General features: G+C 42.1%; 23 protein-coding genes. 13 read left to right on the top strand and 10 right to left on the bottom strand.

The window, feature by feature from the left end; genetic code table 11:
• Positions 1-102 precede the first annotated feature (102 nt).
• The 10 genes from AAGR14_RS05275 to eno all read left to right on the top strand — a co-directional run bounded on the left by AAGR14_RS05275 (position 103) and on the right by eno (position 9,496).
• The gene (locus AAGR14_RS05275; protein WP_342647547.1) at positions 103-2,226 is read left to right on the top strand and encodes a ComEC/Rec2 family competence protein; all 2,124 of its coding nucleotides are present in this window, start codon (positions 103-105) and stop codon (positions 2,224-2,226) included.
• A gap of 47 nt (positions 2,227-2,273) precedes the next feature.
• Positions 2,274-2,900, top strand: a complete 627-nt coding sequence (locus AAGR14_RS05270) for a hypothetical protein (RefSeq protein ID WP_342647546.1) — start codon at positions 2,274-2,276, stop codon at positions 2,898-2,900.
• A gap of 315 nt (positions 2,901-3,215) precedes the next feature.
• Entirely contained in the window at positions 3,216-3,578 is a 363-nt protein-coding gene (rpsF, locus tag AAGR14_RS05265; protein WP_342647545.1) for a 30S ribosomal protein S6, read from the top strand.
• A gap of 2 nt (positions 3,579-3,580) precedes the next feature.
• The gene (gene rpsR, locus AAGR14_RS05260; protein WP_342647544.1) at positions 3,581-3,844 is read left to right on the top strand and encodes a 30S ribosomal protein S18; all 264 of its coding nucleotides are present in this window, start codon (positions 3,581-3,583) and stop codon (positions 3,842-3,844) included.
• Positions 3,845-3,861: 17 nt separating this feature from the next.
• On the top strand, positions 3,862-4,305 hold the full coding sequence (gene rplI, locus AAGR14_RS05255; RefSeq protein WP_342647543.1) for a 50S ribosomal protein L9: 444 nt from the start codon (positions 3,862-3,864) through the stop codon (positions 4,303-4,305).
• Positions 4,306-4,454: 149 nt separating this feature from the next.
• Entirely contained in the window at positions 4,455-5,141 is a 687-nt protein-coding gene (gene mtgA, locus AAGR14_RS05250; RefSeq protein WP_342647542.1) for a monofunctional biosynthetic peptidoglycan transglycosylase, read from the top strand.
• A gap of 202 nt (positions 5,142-5,343) precedes the next feature.
• Positions 5,344-6,105 carry an ABC transporter ATP-binding protein gene (locus tag AAGR14_RS05245; protein ID WP_342647541.1) on the top strand — a complete coding sequence of 254 codons (762 nt, stop codon included), beginning with the start codon at positions 5,344-5,346 and terminating at the stop codon, positions 6,103-6,105.
• An 80-nt stretch (positions 6,106-6,185) separates the two neighbouring features.
• Complete coding sequence (locus tag AAGR14_RS05240) at positions 6,186-7,280, top strand: ABC transporter permease (protein ID WP_342647540.1); 1,095 nt, start codon at positions 6,186-6,188, stop codon at positions 7,278-7,280.
• 64 nt (positions 7,281-7,344) lie between these two features.
• Positions 7,345-8,037, top strand: coding sequence for a DUF2490 domain-containing protein (locus AAGR14_RS05235; RefSeq protein ID WP_342647539.1), 693 nt, complete (start codon positions 7,345-7,347; stop codon positions 8,035-8,037).
• A gap of 154 nt (positions 8,038-8,191) precedes the next feature.
• Positions 8,192-9,496, top strand: coding sequence for a phosphopyruvate hydratase (eno, locus tag AAGR14_RS05230; RefSeq protein WP_342647538.1), 1,305 nt, complete (start codon positions 8,192-8,194; stop codon positions 9,494-9,496).
• 115 nt (positions 9,497-9,611) lie between these two features.
• Here the strand turns inward: eno and AAGR14_RS05225 are convergent, their stop codons facing one another.
• The 3 genes from AAGR14_RS05225 to AAGR14_RS05215 all read right to left on the bottom strand — a co-directional run bounded on the left by AAGR14_RS05225 (position 9,612) and on the right by AAGR14_RS05215 (position 11,095).
• Positions 9,612-9,980, bottom strand: coding sequence for a response regulator (locus AAGR14_RS05225; RefSeq protein ID WP_342647537.1), 369 nt, complete (start codon positions 9,978-9,980; stop codon positions 9,612-9,614).
• A gap of 181 nt (positions 9,981-10,161) precedes the next feature.
• Positions 10,162-10,452: a putative quinol monooxygenase gene (locus tag AAGR14_RS05220; protein ID WP_342647536.1), complete on the bottom strand. Its 291-nt coding sequence runs from the start codon at positions 10,450-10,452 to the stop codon at positions 10,162-10,164.
• A 67-nt stretch (positions 10,453-10,519) separates the two neighbouring features.
• Positions 10,520-11,095, bottom strand: a complete 576-nt coding sequence (locus tag AAGR14_RS05215; protein ID WP_342647535.1) for a thymidine kinase — start codon at positions 11,093-11,095, stop codon at positions 10,520-10,522.
• A 76-nt stretch (positions 11,096-11,171) separates the two neighbouring features.
• Between AAGR14_RS05215 and AAGR14_RS05210 the strand changes: the two genes are divergently transcribed.
• Complete coding sequence (locus tag AAGR14_RS05210; protein ID WP_342647534.1) at positions 11,172-12,287, top strand: hypothetical protein; 1,116 nt, start codon at positions 11,172-11,174, stop codon at positions 12,285-12,287.
• A 241-nt stretch (positions 12,288-12,528) separates the two neighbouring features.
• Complete coding sequence (locus AAGR14_RS05205; RefSeq protein WP_342647533.1) at positions 12,529-13,164, top strand: phosphatase PAP2 family protein; 636 nt, start codon at positions 12,529-12,531, stop codon at positions 13,162-13,164.
• 95 nt (positions 13,165-13,259) lie between these two features.
• Here the strand turns inward: AAGR14_RS05205 and AAGR14_RS05200 are convergent, their stop codons facing one another.
• The 3 genes from AAGR14_RS05200 to AAGR14_RS05190 form a co-directional block, all read right to left on the bottom strand.
• Positions 13,260-13,733, bottom strand: coding sequence for a DinB family protein (locus tag AAGR14_RS05200; protein WP_342647532.1), 474 nt, complete (start codon positions 13,731-13,733; stop codon positions 13,260-13,262).
• Between the two features lie 251 nt (positions 13,734-13,984).
• On the bottom strand, positions 13,985-15,637 hold the full coding sequence (locus tag AAGR14_RS05195) for a M28 family metallopeptidase (protein WP_342647531.1): 1,653 nt from the start codon (positions 15,635-15,637) through the stop codon (positions 13,985-13,987).
• A gap of 56 nt (positions 15,638-15,693) precedes the next feature.
• Entirely contained in the window at positions 15,694-16,143 is a 450-nt protein-coding gene (locus AAGR14_RS05190; protein WP_342647530.1) for an SRPBCC domain-containing protein, read from the bottom strand.
• Between the two features lie 118 nt (positions 16,144-16,261).
• Here AAGR14_RS05190 and AAGR14_RS05185 point away from each other — a divergent pair, with 118 nt between their 5' ends.
• A complete protein-coding gene (locus tag AAGR14_RS05185) occupies positions 16,262-18,100 on the top strand; it encodes a UbiD family decarboxylase (protein WP_342647529.1) in 1,839 nt (612 codons plus the stop codon).
• Positions 18,101-18,148: 48 nt separating this feature from the next.
• On the opposite strand, the gene AAGR14_RS05180 is transcribed toward AAGR14_RS05185, so the two are convergent.
• From AAGR14_RS05180 to AAGR14_RS05165, 4 genes are all read right to left on the bottom strand, one after another.
• Positions 18,149-18,451, bottom strand: a complete 303-nt coding sequence (locus tag AAGR14_RS05180) for a septum formation initiator family protein (RefSeq protein ID WP_342647528.1) — start codon at positions 18,449-18,451, stop codon at positions 18,149-18,151.
• A 73-nt stretch (positions 18,452-18,524) separates the two neighbouring features.
• Entirely contained in the window at positions 18,525-19,811 is a 1,287-nt protein-coding gene (locus AAGR14_RS05175; protein WP_342647527.1) for a DEAD/DEAH box helicase, read from the bottom strand.
• A gap of 174 nt (positions 19,812-19,985) precedes the next feature.
• On the bottom strand, positions 19,986-20,660 hold the full coding sequence (gene can, locus AAGR14_RS05170; RefSeq protein WP_342647526.1) for a carbonate dehydratase: 675 nt from the start codon (positions 20,658-20,660) through the stop codon (positions 19,986-19,988).
• Between the two features lie 57 nt (positions 20,661-20,717).
• Entirely contained in the window at positions 20,718-22,184 is a 1,467-nt protein-coding gene (locus AAGR14_RS05165) for a TolC family protein (protein ID WP_342647525.1), read from the bottom strand.
• Positions 22,185-22,207 lie beyond the last annotated feature (23 nt).

Below are 22,207 nucleotides of genomic sequence, written 5' to 3'. Positions count from 1 at the left end.
TGTCGCCAGCAATGCATGCCAACCGCATTACTCAGTCATTTAATGATGGCTCATTAACAGTCAATCTTCTTATGTATCTTCGGGCACAAACCTATCCTGTAAGTGCAAACACTGCTCCGTGCCCATAAGGGTGAAATACCCTTTTTTTACTGGCTACTGCCGTTAATAGCCGGCATTATTTCGGCGCTGCACAGCAATCAGCATTTATGGGTAAAAACCATAGCTGCTGTTTTGGGTATAAGTACTTTGCTGTTTGTTGGGTCAAACCTTTTTTATAACCGTTTAAGTATTCATCGCTTTGCCTGGCTGGGTGGCGCACTCCTTTCGTTTATCCTGTTTTGTGCGGGCTGGTTAGGCACCTACCGTGGTAACGACCTGAATAGTATTAATCATTTCGCTAAGCTCAAAGCCGATTACCTGATTGTAAAAATAGTAAGCGAGCCCTCTGCTAAAGGTATTTACACCCGTTTTAATGCCCGGGCACAAAGCCTGATTAACGGCAAATACACCAGGCGAGCATCTGGCAATTTGCTGGTTACTTTTGTAGCCGATAGCAATACCCGCAAAGCCCACTATGGCGATGTATGGCTAATACCGGCTACTTATAAGCACATCGATCCTCCTTACAACCCGGCCGAGTTTAACTACAAACAGTATCTGGCTAACCAGAATATTTATTACCAGAGCTTTTTGCCTTTACCGCAGGCACGACTGCTAAGACGCAACCAGGGCAACCGGCTTATTGCATTTTCGCTACAAATAAGGCAGCAACTGATAGCGGCTATTAAAAATTATCTGCATAACCCCGAAGCAGCAGCCATAGCCTCTACCCTGCTGTTGGGTTATAAGGCCGACTTAAGCAGTGAGGTGTTACAGGCTTACTCCAAAACAGGCACCATACATGTGCTTTCTGTGTCGGGCGCACACGTGGCCGTTATTTTTTGGCTCATCAGTACATTGCTCAAACCCTTCAGGCATCATCGTTTTGGTAAGTGGCTTAATGCAGGCCTCTCGCTGGTACTAATCTGGGGTTATGCCATACTCACCGGCTTGTCGCCAGCCGTATGCCGGGCGGCTGTTATGCTTAGCCTGATTATTTTAAGCAAAGCCGGCAGCCGGCCTGTGCATACTTTAAACGTATTGGCAGTATCCGCTTTTGGATTGTTGCTTTACAATCCGCTATTGATTACCGATGTTGGCTTTCAGCTTTCTTATTTAGCCGTATTTGGCTTGTTAGTGGTGCAGCCAGTTATTTACGAACTTAAAGAGTTAAAAAATCAGGTGACGCGTAAATTATGGTATGCCTGTTCGGCATCTGTAGCCGCGCAAATTATTACCTTTCCTTTAAGTGCTTATTATTTTCACCAGTTTCCGGTTTACTTTTTAATCAGCAACCTGCTCATCCTTATACCGGCCGAAGCCATTGTAATTATTGGGGCTATATTTTTAACCAGCACATTTATTCCCTTCCTCAAAGTATTCAGCCAGTGGAGTGGTTACCTGTTAGAGCAGATTATTACTGGGATGACCCGCGTTTTAAGTTTTATAGAACACCTGCCTTACGCCAGCATTGGCAAAATATGGCTTACCCCGTTTGAATACTGGTGCTGGTATTTGTTAATTGGCTTAACACTTTATTTCTTTATTAGTAAAAAGGCGGCTATGCTAAAACTCAGCTTTGTTTATGTACTGGTATTATGCATCAGCAGTAGCTGGAAAGCGGCACAAACCTTGCAAACCGAAAGGATAGTATTTTTTAACGTAAAAAAGAATACGGCTACCTTGTTTCAGAGAGGCCGACAGGCAGTGCTGGTAACTAATTTTACCTTAGCTGATAAAAATTACCAATACAGTATACAACCTTGCCTGGATAGTTTAGGTGTAGACAGCCTGCTGTTTTGCCAGCCGCAGCAAAGTTTGCAGACTACCTTTTTTAAAAAGCAAAGCAACTACGTGCAGTTTATGCAAAAAACCGTTTTGTTTTTTAATCCATCGCTCGATAAAACAGTCTTAAATGAGAAACTGCCGGTAGATTACGTTTTGCTGTCACAAAATCCGCATGTAACCCTTAAAAAATTGAACAACAGTTACGCTTACAACTATTTAATTGCTGAGGCCAGCAACTCGCCACAGCGGCTGAAAAAGTTAGTGTCCGAGGCAGATAGCCTTCATATAAATTTATTTAATTTACGCCGTAACAAATCATATATTGTTGCATCTAACTAAAAAGTTGATAACTTTAAATTAATCACTAATTGCAATTAACTATAATCATGAATAAATTGTTCACTGCTGCTATGGGTATTGCCCTCTCAGCTACTGCCCTGAGCGCAAGCGCACAAAAATCTTACACTGAAGGTACTGCCGTTTACGAGGTGGCCGGTACCGAGGCTAAAGTGTATTTCAAAGGCGATTCATCAGCCACTGTAATTCAGCAAGGCCCTGCTACTATTAAGGTATTAGGCTTTAAAGAAGATTATCTGGCCGTTTTGGTTGATGTACCTGTTGCCAACATCAAAAAGGCAGGCGTTGCTACGCCTGGAGAGCTAGAAGAAGCCATGTCTAAAATGCCAAGCTTTACTTTTACTCCTACTACCGAAACCAAACAGATTAACGGTTATAATTGCAAAAAAGTGATAGCTAAAGATGCAAAAAGCAATACCACTTTTGATACCTGGGTAACCACTGATATCAATGCACCAGCCAGCGCTTACAGTACAATTTATGCTAAAGTGGGTGGGTTTCCGGTACAATTTACTATTAACCAAATGGGCCGTAGTGTTACCAATACTTTAAAGTCAATTTCGGAAACTAAACCTCCGGTTGGTACTTTTGGTATCCCGGCAGGTTTTGACAAAATTACACTTACTGAGCTAAGCGCAATGAGCGGACGCAAATAAGCAGCTTTACAAAAAGCTGAAGTTTTAAAACAACAACGCCACTGATTTATTCAAAATCAGTGGCGTTGTTGTTTTAAATAATACTAATGAAGCATGTTCTGTTCATGAATAAGATTGTGTAAGCATTTAAACAATGCTTGGAGCTTAACTTTTTACAGCTCGATTTTAAGCAACAAAATGTCAAACAGGATAATTGCTGCCGTTACCGGCCATGCAGTCAACACTTTAACATCAAGACGCTTGCATATTGTTTAAAATATTTATACATTTGCACTCCCGTTTTCATACGGGTAGTAAAATAACAAAACGTATAAAATGCAACAGTACGAAACCGTCATCATTCTAACCCCGTTGTTATCAGATGAGGTTGCTAAAGAGGTAATTGCCAAATTTAGCAAGCTTTTAACTGATAACGGAGCCGAAATTGTTCAAGAGGACAATTGGGGTTTGAGAAAATTAGCGTACCCGATTCAAAAAAAATCGACCGGGTATTACCACCTCACCGAATTCCGTGCTCCGGGTGAATTAATCAGCAAACTGGAGATTGATTTTAAACGTGATGAGCGTGTAATGCGTTTCCTGACTATTGCTTTGGATAAAAATGCCATTGCTTACAACGAGAAAAAACGCAGCGGCGCTTTCAACAAAAAACCTAAAACAGAGGAGGCAGCAGGTTAATTATGGCAAACGATCAAATCCAATACGTTACCGCTCCTAAAGTGGACGATAACCGCAAAAAATATTGCCGTTTCAAGAAAAACGGCATCAAATACATTGATTACAAAGACGCTAATTTTTTATTAAAGTTTGTTAACGATCAGGGTAAAGTGTTACCACGTCGTTTAACCGGTACTTCATTAAAATTTCAGCGTAAAGTGGCTCAGGCTGTTAAACGTGCCCGTCACATTGGTTTATTACCTTACGTTGCTGACTCGTTAAAATAACACAGGAGGTTAACAAAATGGACATTATATTAAAACAAGACGTTAAAAACCTCGGTGAGAAAGACGACGTAGTAAAAGTAAAAGCTGGTTACGGCCGTAACTTTTTAATTCCGAAAGGTTTTGGCATTCTGGCAACAGTATCAGCACGTAAAGTGTTAGCCGAAAACCTGAAACAAGCTCAGTTTAAACAAGACAAAATCCGTAAGGATGCTGACGATTTAGCTGCACGTTTAGAAGGCATCAAATTAACTATCGGCGCTAAAGCCGGCGAGAGCGGTAAAATCTTTGGTGCTATCAACACTATCCAGGTGGCTGATGCTTTGAAAAAACAAGGTTTTGAAGTTGACCGTCGTCGTATCACTTTTAACGAGGACCCTAAATTTACAGGTGAATACACTGCTATTTTAAACTTACACAAAGAAGTTAAAGTACAGGTTCCTTTTGAAGTTGTAGCTGAGTAATTTTAGATCCGGAACCCGGCTGATAGCATTGAGGCCTCCGGATCTTTAAATATTTAAAAAAAAGTGTTTAGTGAAAGCTAAACACTTTTTTTATGTAAGTAAATTGCGCTGTTTATTCCCCTTTTAATTCAAACATCCGTATACATTTTATGGGTATTGGTAAGCTCATCTGGCGTTTTGTAAAAATATTTGTAATTGCCTTTGTTGGTTTCACTTTTTTGTGGGTGCTGTTTTATCGTTTTGTAAATCCGCCTATTACTTGGCTCATGCTTACCCGTGGCTTTGAGCGTAAGGCTGCCGGCAAAACATGGAAAATTGATAAACACTGGAAAGATTTTGACGAGATTTCTATCAATATGAAAAGAGCCGCGATAGCCGGCGAAGACCAGTCGTTTTTAGAGCACAACGGCTTTGACTTTAAAGCCATACAAAACGCTATCAATAAAAACCGTAATAGCAAAAAGGTAATTGGCGGCAGCACCATCTCGCAGCAAACGGCTAAAAACGTCTTTTTGTGGCCAGGCCGTTCTTACATACGAAAAGCTTTCGAGGCTTATTTTACAATGCTGATGGAGGTTTTGTGGAGCAAGCAGCGCATTATGGAAGTTTACCTGAATGTAATTGAAATGGGCGATGGCATTTATGGTGCCGAAGCTGCCGCTCAGAATTACTTTCACAAGCCGGCTGCAAACCTAACCAAGCGCGAAGCCGCAGCTATTGCTGCTATATTCCCGAGCCCGCTAAAACGGTCGGCCACTAACCCAACCCGCTTTTTGCGCCATCGCCGGTATTTGATTTTGATGAATATGCGTCGTTTGGGCCCTTTAGATTTTTAGTATGATGCTGCTTTATTGATGAACATATATTGAAGATATGCGTGGTAAAGTTCATGATGTATATCCAAACTTGTATACCTAATTTCCGGTAGTACCTGATAAATATTCTGCATAATTGCTAGCCGCTACCATTCATAACCAAAAACCAACCATTCAGCCAAAAGTTATTTAATTCGGCCTCCACTCGCCTTACTTTTAAAGTATGGCAACACAACCTATCATCACTGTAAAAAACCTGGTAAAGCAGTACGCCGGTTTTACTGCTGTACAGGGCATTAGCTTTGACGTTTACGAAGGCGAAATCTTCGGACTGCTTGGCCCCAACGGTGCAGGGAAAACCACTACGCTCGAAATTATTGAAACCCTGCGTACTAAATCGTCGGGCGAAATTATGGTAGACGGCTTTTCGGTAGACCAGCAGGCCGACCAGATCAAACAGCGCATTGGCGTACAGTTGCAGGCTGCAGGGTACTATCCAGGCCTTAACTTGATTGAACTACTTGATTTATTTGCCGGGTTGTATGGCGTGCGTATTAAGCCATTGGATGTGCTGCAAAAGGTAGCACTTACCGATAAAGCTAAAACGCAATATAAAAACCTTTCGGGCGGGCAAAAGCAGCGCTTCTCTATCGCTACGACCTTAATTAACAGTCCGCGTATTATATTTTTAGATGAGCCTACTACGGGGCTCGACCCACAAGCACGCCGCAACTTGTGGCAACTTATACGTGATATCCGCAGCGCAGGGACCACTGTTGTACTCACTACACATTATATGGATGAGGCCGAAGAGTTATGCGACCGCGTGGCTTTTGTTGACGGCGGCCGCATTATAGGCATCAACACACCCGACCACTTTATTGACGAACTGGTAGCACGTGGATTTGAGCGTCCTAAACAGGTAAAGCAAGCTAACCTGGAGGATGTATTTATTAATCTTACAGGGAAAGATTTGCGGCAGTAAGCCACTAGCCCCCCTGCCCCCTAAAAGGGGAAGAGAAAATCAATCAACCTCATAATCAACACACCAACAGCCTTACTTTTATGCAACCATATAATAACCTTCACGCTACCTTATCTATTATCAAAGCCAGTTTACGGTCTATATTCCGGAGCCCGTCGGCTGTAGTATTTAGCTTACTGTTTCCGTTAATCTTCATTGTAATATTTGCCAATATTGGCGGTGGGGCTGTTAGCATCGACGCAGGTTTGGCTAAGAACGCTGATACGCTTAACCCAATTTACCACGTATTAAAAAACTACAATGTCATCAATTTAAGGAAAGAGTTATCGGTAGCCGACATGCAAAAAAACCTGAACAAGGGCAGCCTGGATGCTATTATCAATATTCACAAAAACAACGGCCTGCCGGCTTATACACTCGATGTAACTTTTACTGCGGCATCACAAGAAAAAGGCAATATGCTTCGGTCGCTGCTTAAGAGTTTGCTTTACCAGTTTAATACCCAAGCCGACCCTAACGTGCGCCCTAAAATAGCCGAACTTAAGGAAACCACAATCAAAGGGCGTGAATACAAATACATCGACTTTATATTACCAGGGCAATTGGGTTTCTCGTTGCTAAACATCGGCGTGTTTGGTACTGCTTTTGTATTTTTAAGCTTGCGCCAAACCTTAGTAATTAAACGCTTTTTTGCCACACCGGTAAAAAAGTACAGCATTATTTTAGGAGAGATGCTGGCCCGCGTTGCCTTTGCCTTGTTAAGTGCCATCATCATTATCAGCATAGGCCATTATGCTTTCGGTTTCACCTTGGTAAATGGTGTAGCTACTGTGCTTAACATGTTGCTGTTGGCTTTTATAGGCCTCGTAGTATTTATGGGGTTTGGCTTTATTATATCAGGCTTGGCCCGTAACGAAACCAGTGTGCCACCTTTATCTAACATTATTACCCTGCCCCAATTCCTTTTATCAGGCACTTTCTTTTCTACAGCAGCATTTCCTAAATGGTTGCAACCGGTGAGCAATATTTTGCCGCTTACCCATTTAAATAATGCTATGCGAAAGGTTGCTTTTGAGGGAGCAGGATTACTTGAAGTAAGTCACCAACTTTTGATTCTATTCATTTGGGGAGTGGCAATCTATGCCGTTGCTATTAAAACATTTAAATGGGAATAGTTAATATTAATTTAACATACCTGATTACTATTATATTTGCGCATCTGTTAACATAACCTTAACAATGCGCTTTAAATTATTGCTGCTTTTCATTTTATTGTCAATAAAAACGTTGCCAGTTAAAGCACAAGGACAATTTTCGGGAACCGGTAGTTGGAATATTATAACCGTTAACTTGCCAGGCAGTATACAACACCGATGGGGTGGTTATTTTGAGGCGCAAAATCGAAATTATGGCGTAGCCAGCAATTTTTACTACTACGAATTAAAAACAGGTGTCAGTTACAATTTTGATAATAACAGTTTTGCTTTGCTGGGCACCGGCCGGTATACTACCTATGGGTTTAATGCTGTAGACGATGGCCCGCAAATTACTGAAACCCGTTTTTGGGAACAGTTTACCACCAATCACTACATCAGCAGGTTAAAACTTGAGCACCGTTACCGTATTGAACAGCGTTGGCTAAATACAGGGTACCGAAACAGATTTAGATACCGTTTAACCGCCACCTTGCCGTTAAATAAGCCTAAGTTAGAACAGGGCACTTTATTTGCCTCAGTTTTTGCCGAAGTGTTCTTCAATAACAAGCAACCTAATTTTGAACGCAATCGCTTTTCACCGTCATTGGGTTATAAGTTTACAAAGCCTTTTACTTTTCAAGCTGGTTTTATTAATCAACGTAACTATGCCATCAACAACAGCGATGATAAAAATTACCTGATTTTAACGGCTACATACAATCTGCAACGCAAATAATACTTGTTACCATATTTGGCTAGCTATTGCTGTATTAAGTTATTGTAAACAAAACACTAAGTATTCACTTTTAACATTTTTAATATCATATTTTGCACTTATCTTAGCACGCAATTAAAAGTGTACCTATACATTTAGCAAACTTGATAATTTTATGAGCTTAATAATTAATGTACATGCCCGCCAGATATTAGACTCGCGCGGCAATCCTACCGTAGAGGTTGAGGTGTTAACCGAAAATGGTGCTTTAGGCCGTGCTGCCGTACCATCGGGTGCTTCAACCGGTGCACACGAAGCTGTTGAACTTCGCGACAACGACAAAAGCAAATACATGGGCAAAGGCGTTTTACAGGCAGTTGCCAACGTAAACGACAAACTGGCCAAAGAACTGCAAGGCATGGATGTTTTTGAGCAAAATGCGATTGACAAGTTAATGCTCGAAATTGATGGTACTGCTAACAAAGGTAACTTAGGTGCTAACGCTATTTTAGGCGTTTCTTTAGCCGTGGCTAAAGCTGCTGCTCAAGAAAGCCGTCAGCCTTTATACCGTTATGTAGGTGGCGTTAACGCTAACACTTTGCCTATACCGATGATGAACATTGTTAACGGTGGTTCACACTCAGATGCTCCTATCGCTTTCCAGGAATTTATGATTATGCCGGTTGGCGCTCCTTCATTTTCTGAAGCTTTAAGATGGGGTACCGAGGTTTTCCATAACCTGAAAAAAATTCTTCATGATCGTGGCTTATCTACAGCAGTAGGCGACGAAGGTGGTTTTGCTCCTACTTTTGCCGGTACCGAAGATGGTGTTGAAACCATTTTACAAGCGATTGAAAAAGCCGGTTACAAAGCAGGCGAAGATATATTTTTAGCGTTTGACTGTGCTGCATCTGAGTTTTACGAAGGTGGCAAATACAACTACGCTAAATTTGAAGGCGACAAAGGTGCTGTACGTACCAGCGCTGAGCAGGTAGAATACCTGGCAGAATTAGCTGCAAAATATCCAATTATTTCTATCGAAGACGGTATGGCCGAAGACGATTGGGATGGCTGGAAATTGTTAACCGAAAAAATTGGCGATAAAGTACAATTAGTAGGTGATGATTTATTTGTAACTAACGTAACCCGTTTACAGCAAGGTATTGATAACGAAACCGGTAACTCTATCCTGGTTAAAGTAAACCAGATTGGCTCGTTAACCGAAACTATCAACGCCGTTACTTTGGCGCAAACCAACGGTTATACTTCGGTAATGAGTCACCGTTCTGGCGAAACTGAAGATGCTACCATTGCCGATTTAGCTGTTGCCTTAAATTGCGGTCAGATTAAAACCGGTTCGGCTTCACGTTCGGACAGGATTGCAAAATACAACCAATTGCTGCGCATCGAGGAAGAATTAGGTGCTAATGCACGTTTTATTGGTAAAGACTTCAAATTTTTGAAGAAAAGACAAAAATAATTAACAGTAATTTTTACCTGTTATAACAAAAGCCGCTTACTTAAGCGGCTTTTGTTGTTTTATAAAATATTTTTAACGTGAATTGAGCAAGGCTGAGGCCTCGGTTAGATGGCAATTAGTCGGTAAACTTGTGCACAATATCAAACAGCTCGGTTAACTCAAAAGGCTTCTTCAAATAACCATCGGCCAGCCCGGCTTCGGTAACTTCTTTAATATTACTTACAGCCGATACAATAACCACAGGGATATGACTGGTAGCCGCGTTAGATTTGAGTTCTTTGCTCAACTGCTGACCGTTGGCATCACTTTTCCAATCCGTCAGCCAGTTATCCAGCAAAATCAAATCAGGATTGATTTCACTGACCCTTTTTAAGATCTTGGCATCTTCTGAGTCAATGACCTCATACTGATGTTCTCTTAAAGCATAAATTATAGTATCTCTGATGTCTTTATCATCTTCAATAAGCAGAACTTTTTTTGCCATGGCAGGATCGGGATATTACATTTAAATAAATAAAGCAATTACTACTCTGACAATATCGTCATCAGAAACAGCAATGTCATTTAGCTATTAACAACAGAAAATAGGGTTTTTGTTTTAAAATAAAGCGCTAAAAAGTGCTTTATTTTAAAACAGAGATGGATTAAACACGATACTCGGGCATTTAAAACAATCTGGTTAATGCTTTTATTTTGGCAGGCTTGGCAAGTAACACTGGCGACACCCGGATAAAGTGCTTATAATGAACTGCCTCCTGATGTTGCTTAAGCGATTGCTCATTTTGCCACTCCTCGATGATTACATAGCGGCAACGCTCTTCGTTATACTGGTATAATTCGTAAGACAGGCATCCGGGATCGTTGATGGATGCTTCAACCAATTTTTTTAACTCTTGTTCAAAGGTTTCTTCTGCATCTAAATTACAATGCAAAACAGCTATTAGTTTCACGCTCATCACTTAGTCGGTTATATAAATCTATAACCAACCGTGTAATCATTTGTTCAGTACATCACCAACATTATCAACCTTGCAGATAGCATACCCGGCAGCGGGGTTCATAGCTTTCCTGTTCGCCAAGTAACACCCGGCTTTCATCAGGCACCAGGCGGTATGAATAAAGCGCCTGGTTACCACATTTTACACAAACAGCATGCACCTTAGTAACCGACTCGGCCATGGCAATGATGGCAGGCATAGGGCCAAACGGCTTGCCTTTGTAATCCATATCTAATCCGGCAACAATTACCCGCACGCCACGGTTAGCTAATATATTACACACGTTGGGTAACTCATCATCAAAAAACTGAGCTTCGTCAATACCCACTACCTGCACGTGGCTACCCAAAAGTAATATGGCGGACGAACTATCGACCGGGGTGCTCGGAATGCTGTTTTGATTGTGCGATACGATAGCCATTTCATCATAGCGGGTATCAATTTTAGGTTTAAATATTTCTACCTGTAAACGGGCTATTTGTGCACGGCGTAAACGACGAATCAGCTCTTCGGTTTTACCAGAAAACATCGATCCGCATACCACCTCAATACTCCCACCATGCTCACTTCGCCTTTTAAAAACATCTTCACTAAACAGCATTCTTAAACCTTTAAAGCCGGCTAATATCAGAATTATATCTTACTTTTGAATAGGGACATTTTCAACATCACACTTCATGAAACAGCAAGAGATATTAAAAAAGATAAGCCATATACTTCATGAACTCACTGAACAGTTCGATTATCTGCAGACTGCAGACACGAATTTAAACGATCTGGAACTGGAACTATTTGCAGCCAACGCTAAGTTTTTAACAGACCATACCGAGATTTTACGCAAAGTCAATCTACAAAATCAGCAAACTGTTATCAGTTTGCCCGAGCATACCGAAAGTGGGGATAGCTCTTTCGTAAATACCACTGTTCCGATAGTGATTGAGGAGCCTGTACAGCAGATTGAAGAAGCACCACTGCCATCGTTGTCTGAAAAAGCTTTGGCCTTTAACTCCTACGTCCCGCCCGAAGATGAGCCAGTGTCTTCGGCACCTGCTTTTATCAAAGAACCTGTTATCGAGACAATATTTACCAACGAACCGGAAACTACCGAAGCCGCACCCGAAATAAACATTGAACCGGCGGCCACGCAAGACTCTTTTGGCTTTGTGCGCACTGAGCCGGATGTTAGCAGCAACGCACATACCTTTGATATTAGCAGCAGCCATACCGAAGACGAAAAGCCACCGCATGTAAACTTGAACGAGGAAATTAGACCGCAGGAAGGAGTCTTCAGCTTTTCAACAGCTATTCACGTGGAAGATAAAGAGCCTGAGCGCGAATTTAAGCCTGAAACTGTACAAGAATTTAAAACTCATGAACTGCCCATTGAACCCGTTGCTGCTCCAGTAATCGCTCACATTAATGCAGAGCCGGTAATACCACCGGTACCTGAACAGCCTAAAAAAGAGCCAGAACAGCCTCTTACTTTAAATCAGCGCTTATCAGCTCAATTGCAGCAGCAATCTCCATCTCAAAACCCAGGCTACAACAGCTCTGGTGTAACAGATATTAAATCGGCCATCAATCTGAATGATAAAATGCTGTTTGTTAAGGACCTTTTTAACGGTTACAGTCTGGCGTACAGCGAAGCGGTGGAGTTACTGAACCGCTGTAAAAACTTTGATGAAGCTGATCGCTTTTTGCGGTCAAATTACGTCACTAAAAATAACTGGACAGCCAAACCCGATACGGTTGATAAATTTTACATGATTTTGCACCGTCGATTTTCTGCATAAACTTTTAGTGCCACAAATATAATTGAGCCATGTTTACCGTGTAAGTATGGCTCAATTGTTAAATAAGCAGAAACAAAATTTCCTCCGGATAAAAATTTATCCTATTTTTAAATCGAGATTAATATTTTAAACTTTTGATTTAATCTTATCGTATAAAAACACTTCATCGGCCTACCCTTTCATTTTATAGTAAACGTTATTGAAAATAAACATACTTAGTAACCCCTTTTACTGTTTATAAATGAAGTTTAAACTATTAGCGCTGATCCTTTTTTTACAGATATCGGCAGGTAAATCTCAAAATTGGGATGTAAGCCTATTGTCTAAATTTAACCCAAATAACGGCAGCGAAAACGCCGGATGGAAATTTGTTTCCAATAACGCTATCATGATGTCGGCCGCTACACCATTAGCGTTGATGGCCGCTGGTATTGCCACCCATGATCAAAAATTAAAACAAACTGCGCTTAATACGGGCATAACACTGGTGGGTAACACAGCCCTTACTATGTTGATGAAGAACGCCATACAGCGCCAGCGGCCTTTTGTTACCTGGGGTGATAAAATCATGCTTCAGGGTAATACCTCTCCTACTGATTATTCGTTTCCATCAGGGCATACTTCAACCGCGTTTGCCGTGGCAACTTCGGTGAGTTTAGCTTACCCTAAGTGGTATGTTATTGCGCCAAGCTTTGCTTTTGCTTCGGCAACAGCTTATTCACGCATGTACCGTGGCGCACACTACCCCAGCGATGTGCTGTGCGGTATTGTATTAGGCTCCGGATCGGCTTTCTTAACTTATAAATTGCAAAAATTCATGTACGGCAAGCAGATGCAACGCAATGCGCGGGCTCTAGCCTTACAAGCCGGTAATTAAATATACCCTATATTTTAGACATCAAATAAACGCACATCACCGTAACAGAGATGCACGTTTTATTTTTTTATTGACGTTATACTTTATAACAACTGTCACGATTTCCAGCTGCCTAACAAACGGCGTAGCAAAATAATTTCGGCTGTGTGGTAAGCATTGTGGTCGGCCACCTGCAGGGCTTCGCGCAATAGGTTTTGCCCTGTGCCGTGCGGAAAAGGTTGATACAAATCATCGGCTTTTACCAGTGCAATCATTTCATTTAAATCTTTTTCTATCTGCTGTATGGATTGGTTCCAGGTTTCCTCATCTTTAGGGGCTGCTTCCTCAGGCCAGTATTCGTCGGGCCACTTAGGCGATTGGTGACCGGCATCTTTGCTAAACTCCAGCATGTCCCACTGAGCAATACGAATATGTTCAACCAGTTGCCAGATGCTGTAAGGTAATCCGTAAGGCTTTTCGCCTCTTTGCTCTGCTGGTAGCCCTTTCAAAGCATCGTTTAAATGAGCGTGAGCTGTACCGCCTCGCAATAGTTGTTCTAATTCAGTTAACAAAATTTGATCTTGAGCCATAAAACCTGTTTTTGCTTACAACAAAGTATTTAAAACTTGGTTGGCAAAATGTAAGCATAGCTTTTACTGTAATAAACGAAATTTTATATTTACTACACTCATGATTAAATGGCTCAAACGCATAGGCTTGGCCGGTTTCCTGTTTTTTTTGATTAAAGGATTGATTTGGATTGGTATCTTTTTCTACATTAAATCGTGCAGTGACAAGAAAAAAGCAAAAGCCGGAAACATAATAACGGATATTACCACTCCTATTTTTTGTAAGCTTCACGTATAGCTTTAAACTCCGAACCCGGCTTCCATTTGGGCCATAAGGTGGTTGACGAAGCCAGCTTGTAACCTACCTGATAAAGTAACTGTAAATCTTGCAGGGTGCCGCTTACATCCCATGTAGCTGCGCTGAATTGGTCTGAGGGTTTATGGTAATGGTTGGCTGTGAAATCATCGTGCATTTTTAAACCGGCGGCTTTACCTTTAATTACCAAGTCAACACCGCTTTCGGTATACAAAGCCGGAATACCAACCTTAGCAAAATTAAAATGGTCTGACCGGAAATACATTCCTTTGGCCGGATCAGACTCTGGTGCAATATAACGCCCTTGCACCTTGGCTGCCTGTTGCAGGTAATCTTCCAATTCAGATTGCCCGTAACCTACCAGGCCAATATCCTTGGTTTTGCCGTATGGGTAAAACATATCCATATTAATATCGGCAACGGTTTTATCTTTCGGAAATACCGGGTTTTCGGCATACCAGGCCGATCCCCATAAGCCTTGCTCCTCTGCAGTAACCGATAAAAACACCACACTGCGAGCCGGTTTAACTTTATTTTGTTTAAATGCACGGGCAAGCTCTAATAAAGCCGCTGTGCCGCTGGCATTATCCACTGCCCCGTTATAAATGGTATCTCCATTTGCATCTGGCTTGCCTATACCCAAATGATCCCAATGTGCTGAATAAATAACACATTCATCAGGCTTTTGGCTACCGGGTATCATGGCAATTACGTTATGCGATTGCTTGTACGTGGCATTTACTACCAATGATGTGCTTAATTTTAGTGGCAGTGGCTGAGCTTTAAAATTGTGTTGCAAAGCACTGTTAAGTAAAGTTTTGTAATTAGTACCGCAAGTTTGCAAAAGTCGTTCGGCAGCAGGCAAGTTTAGCCAGCCCTCAATGGCACACTTGTAAGTTTCGTGCCCACGGCTGTCAAGGTACAATTTGGTAGCCCGCCAGCTGTTTTGTACTACGCCGAAACCATATGCCGCAGGGCCGGTATCATGAATAATAAGACAACCCTTGGCGCCATGGCGGGCAGCTTCATCGTACTTATAAGTCCAACGGCCATAATAGGTCATGGTTTTACCTTTAAACTGCTGGTGGTCGTAATATCCTGGGTCATTAATCAACACCACCACAATTTTGTCTTTCACATCCAGCCCGGCATAGTCATCATGGTGAAACTCGGGAGCGGTAATGCCAAAACCGGCAAACACCAAATCCTCATTCTTCAGGTCGATTGTGGCAGACGTGCGCCGCGTCCAGAGCACATAGTCTTTTCCACCATCTAAATTAAAGTTAGCATCGGCTGTGCTAATGTTCATGGTGTTTTGCGGATTACAGCTGATAGCAACCATAGGCACCTGCTGTACGTAGCTCCCTTTATTACCAGGCTTTAAACCCAGGTTGATAAATTGTTTTTCGAGGTAAGCTACCGTTTTGGTTTCGCCGCGGGAAAAAGGCATACGTCCCAGCATGTAATCGGCCGATAATGCTTTGACATAACTGGTATAAGAAGCGGCGCTAAATGCCGGGGTTACAACAGCACTTTTTTGAGCAAAAGCTGAACAAGCAATACCCGAAGCAATGATGCTTAGCCTGACTGATTTCAAAAATTGAGACATAAAAAAACAGTGTATGGGATGATACACTGTCTAAAATAACGATTTTATGCCTGATCTTATTTGTTTAAATAAGATTGCAGGTCATTTAATGCCTTTTCCCATCCTTCTTTATGCGGTGTAATTGATTCTTCGTTTTCAAAGTTCTCCTGTACCACATGGATTTTACTGCCTTCGCCTTCGCTCATAAACTCAATGGTTAACACGTGTTCGCTTGGTTTAATTACATCTGCCGGCACGTCCCAGTTCCAGCTATAAACCAGCTTTTCGTTTTCCTTCACTTCCTTATACTCACCGGTAATTACAAGGGTAGTTTTATCTTCTTTGCCTGCAAACTCATACTTAAGCTTACCGCCTTCTTTAATATCAAGGTCTACCGTAGTTAAGTGATTTTCTGACGGCTTCCACCATTGCTTTAAGTCTTCGGGCGTTATCCATGCTTTATACAGTTGTTGTACAGGTACTTTAAACTCTTTTGTTGTTTCTAATTTTAATGCTGCGGTTTCCATAGGGTTAAATTATTTTCTCTTAAACCACAAGTCAGTGATAAAATAGTTTCACTAAAAATCAAACCTTACGGCTCTTTATATTTTAAGTAATTTTGACCTTTGATAAAACTGCCATTACATGGGATACCCGAGTTTACGTGCCTGCCTTATTGATTTAGAAAAAAACGGACACCTGATACGTATTAAAGAAGAAGTTGACCCTTACCTGCAAATGGCCGCCATACACCTGCGTGTTTACGAACACCAAGGGCCGGCCATTTTATTTGAAAATGTGAAAGGAAGCCGGTTTCCGGCAGCATCTAACCTGTTTGGTACGCTCGATCGGTCGCGGTTTATTTTCAGGGATACGCTCCAAAAAATAAAAACGCTGGTTGATTTAAAAACAGATCCTATCAAGGCTATTAAGAAACCGTTTAGCTATGCCAACGTGGCACTTACTGCCCTGTCGGCCTTACCTATGAAAACAGGTAAAAGTGCACCTGTAAATTTCGGTCGCACGCAAATCAGCGCGTTACCCCCAATTGTAAACTGGCCTATGGATGGCGGTCCTTTTGTGACTATGCCCCAGGTATACACTGAGGATGCCGATAAACCAGGCGTGATGAACGCCAATCTGGGCATGTACCGCATACAGTTAGGGGGTAATGAATACATTACTGATAAAGAGATTGGTTTGCATTACCAATTGCACCGGGGCATAGGCGTACACCAAACAAAAGCCAATGCCAAGGGGCAGCCGCTTAAAGTAAGTGTTTTTGTAGGCGGCCCGCCCTCTCATCCGGTAGCCGCTGTAATGCCTTTACCCGAAGGCTTATCTGAAATGACATTTGCCGGGGCTTTAGGCAAACGCCGTTTCCGTTATTTTTATGATGCTGAAGGTTTTTTCATATCGGCCGATGCCGACTTTGTGATTACCGGAACAGTGATGCCGCACGAAAATAAACCTGAAGGTCCATTTGGAGACCATTTGGGTTATTACAGCTTAACGCATCCATTCCCGCTGATGAAGGTGCATAATGTGTACCACCGCAAGGATGCCATCTGGTCTTTTACCGTGGTGGGCCGTCCGCCACAAGAAGATACCAGCTTTGGCGCCCTGATACACGAAATTACCGGCTCTGCTTTGCCTTCCGAAATCCCTGGCCTGCATGCCGTCAATGCAGTGGACGCTGCCGGGGTTCATCCACTGCTTTTTGCCATAGGCAGTGAGCGTTACACACCCTACATTAAAGAGCGGCAGCCACAAGAAATACTAACCATAGCCAATCATATTTTAGGTAAAAACCAACTAAGTTTAGCCAAATACTTATTTATCGCGGCTAAAGAAGACGACCCAACCCTCAACGTAAATGACATTGCCGGATTTTTAAAGCATATGCTGGAGCGAGTTGACCTTACGCGTGACCTTCACTTTTATACCAAAACCACGATTGATACACTCGATTACAGCGGCAGCGGCTTAAACAGCGGCAGTAAAGTAGCTATTACCGTAGCAGGCAATAAAAAGCGCGAGCTATGGACAGAATTACCCCCAGGCTTTACACTGCCACGTCCGTTTGATGTATTTAAAATGGCAATGCCCGGCGTATTGGCGATTGAAGTTAGCAAAGGCACCAAGCCTGAAGAATTAACGGCAGCTTTAGACCATTTAGATCATGCTATAAAAGACGAGGATTTACCCGGCTTGCCATTAATGGTGTTATGTGATAACGCCGGATTTACCGCAAAAAATATTAACAACTTAGTGTGGGTAACATTTACCCGCAGCAACCCATCACATGATATTTATGGTATTCACAGTTTTACCGAGCATAAACATTGGGGTTGCCGCGGCCCGCTAATTATTGACGCCCGCATTAAACCACACCATGCACCCGTACTTGAAAAAGACCCTGCCATTGAAAAGCTGGTAGACAAAATGGGCGAAAAAGGCGGAAGCTTGTATGGAGTGATTTAAGCTAACCGCTGTAACGAAAAAGCCGTCGTTATTAGCGACGGCTTTTTTTTACTCTTCCTTTTTATGTTCTTTCACGATGACAAAAACATCCTCATTTGCTTTTTTCATAAGGTATTTTTCGCGGGCAAATTTTTCGAGCTTCTGCGGGTTTGATGATAACTCATCCAGGTCTTTACTCACTTTAGCGGTTTCCTTACTGTAAAAGTCGCGCTCCTGCTCTAACTTTGTTAACTGCCGGTGTTGTTCAAATTGTGAGTATAAATCGTTTTTGTCAAAAAACAACATCCATATTACAAAGGCAATCGTTATCAGAAAATACTTATTCTTTAACAGTTCAACAGCACGGTTCATACTTTAAGAGCGGATTTAATGGATAACAAAAATAAATTGAAAGATTGAATCTTACAACGCAGCCCGATAATTTTTAAACGGCTTTAGGTTTACCTGATCCGCTCCTGTTGCCATTGTAGCGGCGCTGGCCGGAACGTTGTCCCGGATTACTGCGGGATCTACCCTGGCGCTGCCCCGATGTAGCTTTCATTTCTTCTTTTATCCGCTCAACAGAGTTCATTTGTTTCATTGGGTAAGGGTGCTGGTCGTTAACCGGTATGTCCTTAGCAATAAGTTTATGAATATCTTTCAGAAATTCCTTTTCCTCATGGTCACAAAACGAAAATGCTATACCACTTGCCCCTGCCCTGCCGGTACGGCCAATACGGTGTACATAAGTTTCGGGCACATTAGGTAATTCAAAGTTAATAACGTGTGTCAGTTCATCCACGTCAATGCCACGTGCCGCAATGTCGGTTGCTACCAGTACGCGGGTGCTGCGGTTTTTGAAGTTGCTTAACGCACGCTGACGCGCATTTTGCGATTTATTACCATGGATGGCCTCGGCAGTAATACCGGCTCTGATCAAGTCTTTAACTACTTTGTCGGCACCATGCTTAGTACGGGTAAATACCAGTGCCGTCTGGATGCTTTTATCTTTCAGGATATGGTTAAGCAAAGCTCTTTTATCGCCTTTATCAACAAAAAACATTTCCTGCTGGATGGTTTCAGCTGTTGAAGATACCGGGGTTACCTCTACCTTTTCAGGCTTGTTTAAGATAGTATCTGCCAGTTGCTGTATTTCTTTTGGCATGGTAGCCGAAAAAAACAAGGTTTGGCGTTTGGCAGGCACCTTAGCTAAAATCTTCTTCACATCGTTTACGAAACCCATATCCAGCATACGGTCTGCTTCATCTAATACCAAAAACTTAAGATGATCCAGGTGAACAAAACGTTGGTTCATCAAATCCAGCAAACGGCCAGGTGTAGCTACCAATATATCCACGCCGCGTCTTAAAGCCTCTGTTTGCGGGTTTTGAGACACACCACCAAAAATAACCAGGTGTTTTAAACCGGTATGCTTACCATAAGCGGCAAGGCTTTCGTCAATTTGTATGGCCAACTCACGGGTAGGCGTTAAAATAAGCGCCTTAATGGTTTTCTGCTCCTTATGTTGTGAGCGTTCCTGATGCAATATTTGCAACAAAGGGATAGAAAATGCCGCTGTTTTACCGGTACCGGTTTGGGCGCAGCCTAATAAATCTTTACGTTGTAATATGATAGGTATAGCCTGTTGCTGTATAGGAGTGGGCTGAGTATATCCTTCGGTTTTTAACGCTTTAAGAATAGGCTCAATTAAATTTAAATCTTGAAATAACATGTATTGATAATGACGTATATGTAAAAACTGCACAGACCGTGCAGTATCATGATGAGTTTAGTAACCCGGATTTAATTAGCCGGACAATTACTCAAAGATACGAACATAAAAGCAATAAAAAAAGCAGGTGGACAACCACCTGCTTTTTAACATTTTATAGCTGTTTTGAAGCAATTATTCGAATTTGTAAATCGGATCCATATCAGCGCTGCTGGTTCTGCTTACTTTAAGATCGTTAATTTTACCGGTGTTAAGTGCGTAAACCCAACCGTGAATACTTAAGTCCTGTTTGTTTTTCCAGGCCCCCTGCACTATAGTGGTTTTACAAAGGTTTTCAACACCCTCGATTACATTGTACTCCACCATCTTATTAAAGCGCTCTTTATGATCATCTATCTTTGCAAGCTCGTCCGAATATTTATGGTAAACGTCTTTAATGGTTCTCAGCCAGTTGTCAATCAAACCTAACTGGCTGTTGCCCATGGCAGCTTCAACACCACCGCAACCGTAATGCCCTACTACAATAACATGCTTAACTTTAAGCACATTTACCGCATAGTCCAATACCGATAATAAATTTAAATCTGTGTGTACAACTACGTTGGCAATATTACGATGTACAAAAATCTCACCCGGATTAGTATTGGTAATCCTATCCGCCGGCACACGGCTGTCGGCACAACCAATCCACAACACAGGCGGCTTTTGACCGTTGGCTAATTTTTCAAAAAATTGCGGGTCTACTTGCAGAGCTTCTTCAATAAACTTTTCGTTCCCTTCTAATAGGCTTTCGTAAGTAATATGGCTGGTATCATGAATGGCCAGCTCAGTTTTGGTAGTTGCACACATAGTGTTAGTTTTTATGAGTTGTAAAAATAGCAGTTCCTGAACAATTAAAGCAAATAGTTAAGGTTGGGCAATTAACGTTTGACGGGTACCCGCTTTGTAGTACAGTTCGGCCAGCGTTTTCTGATAACCTGCAACCATGCTTTCCAGTTTGATGCGCATATCAATTAATTTAGTTTCGCGGCTATTAATCAGGAAAAGTGTACTTTCTCCTAATTCAAACTTATTGGATTCGCCTTTAAGCAGTGCCTCCTGGTTTTTTACACTTTGCAACTGTACAGCCAACTGCGATTCATAAGCCCTCAGGTCATTATACGACGACAGTACATTGTTCCTGATTTCGCGCCCTGACTGTTGTAAATCGTAGTTCAACTCTTGTTGTTTTAATTTTACTTCCTTCAGTTTCCCGCGTTCGGCACGTAAAAACAATGGAAACGAAAAATCAAGGCCGACTTTATAATTGCTCCAATTAAAATCATAATAACCGGGCACATTGGTTACCAGGCTCCGGCGGTTGGATAGCAAAGTACCACTTACATTAATTTTAGGCTTAAGCATTTCCTGACGGTAGCTGCGCTCAACCGCCAGCTGGCTGCCTTTGGTACGCAGCTTAACCAACTCAGGATGCTGATCAGACGCCTGGTTAACCAAGGTGTCTAATACAGCCTGTGATGGCCTGGTAACATTAGCCGCTACCGGTTGCGGAGCGGCATTTGCCGGTAATTCTAACGGGTTTCCATCTTTGTCCCATAAATGGTTAGATAATATCAAACGTGCATTTTGCAGTTCAACCTTATTTTTTTCCAGTTGTACAATACGCTCCTGCACCGTGATGTATGCCTCTACCGAATCGATAGGTGCTTTATCGCCCAAAGTAGTTTGCGCGGCAACCGCCCTAAATCTGGTTTGAGCTAAATCGACACCCTCTTGCGATAGCCTAGCTTGCCGAAATGAGTAATACCAGTTCCAATAATCTTTTACAATGGCATACCAGGTGCTGTTAATTTGCTTAACCTGTTCGGCTTCGGCATAGCGCACCATAATTTTAGACTGCCTAAGGGTACTACGGCGCGAGTCTATTATCAATCCCTGCCCCAGAGGGATACTTAACCCCACCCCGGTTAAACCCGAAAGATTAGTACGTGTTTCGGGATTTGTATACGTTCCTACATTACGGTCATAACCAATCTTCAGGTCGGCCCCTGCCAGCCAAAGCGGAACCTTTAACTCGCTGTCCCAATTATTATAATATTCGGTGTTGCCGAACATCTTGCTACCAAAATGAGCTTTTAAAGCCGGGTCAAAATAACCTAACGACTGCAAGACGTTTGCCCTGGCCGACTCGGTAAGTAATGCTGCCTGCTTAATGATGGGGTGATATCTAAACACCTGCATCTGCAAATCTTCGAGCGAAAAAACTTTAGCTGTATCAGCTGCCTGTTTATTTTGTGCAAAGGCGATTGTAATATTTAACAAAAACACCAGCAACAGGCAAATCTGATTACGCTTTATATATTGTATATGCATGTAATTTTTTTGCTGTGCAATTC

Source organism: Mucilaginibacter sp. CSA2-8R (genome assembly GCF_038806765.1).
Lineage (GTDB): Bacteria > Bacteroidota > Bacteroidia > Sphingobacteriales > Sphingobacteriaceae > Mucilaginibacter.
The sequence above is the reverse complement of the archived record's forward strand: the minus strand, read 5'-3'. Positions and strand labels throughout refer to the sequence as shown.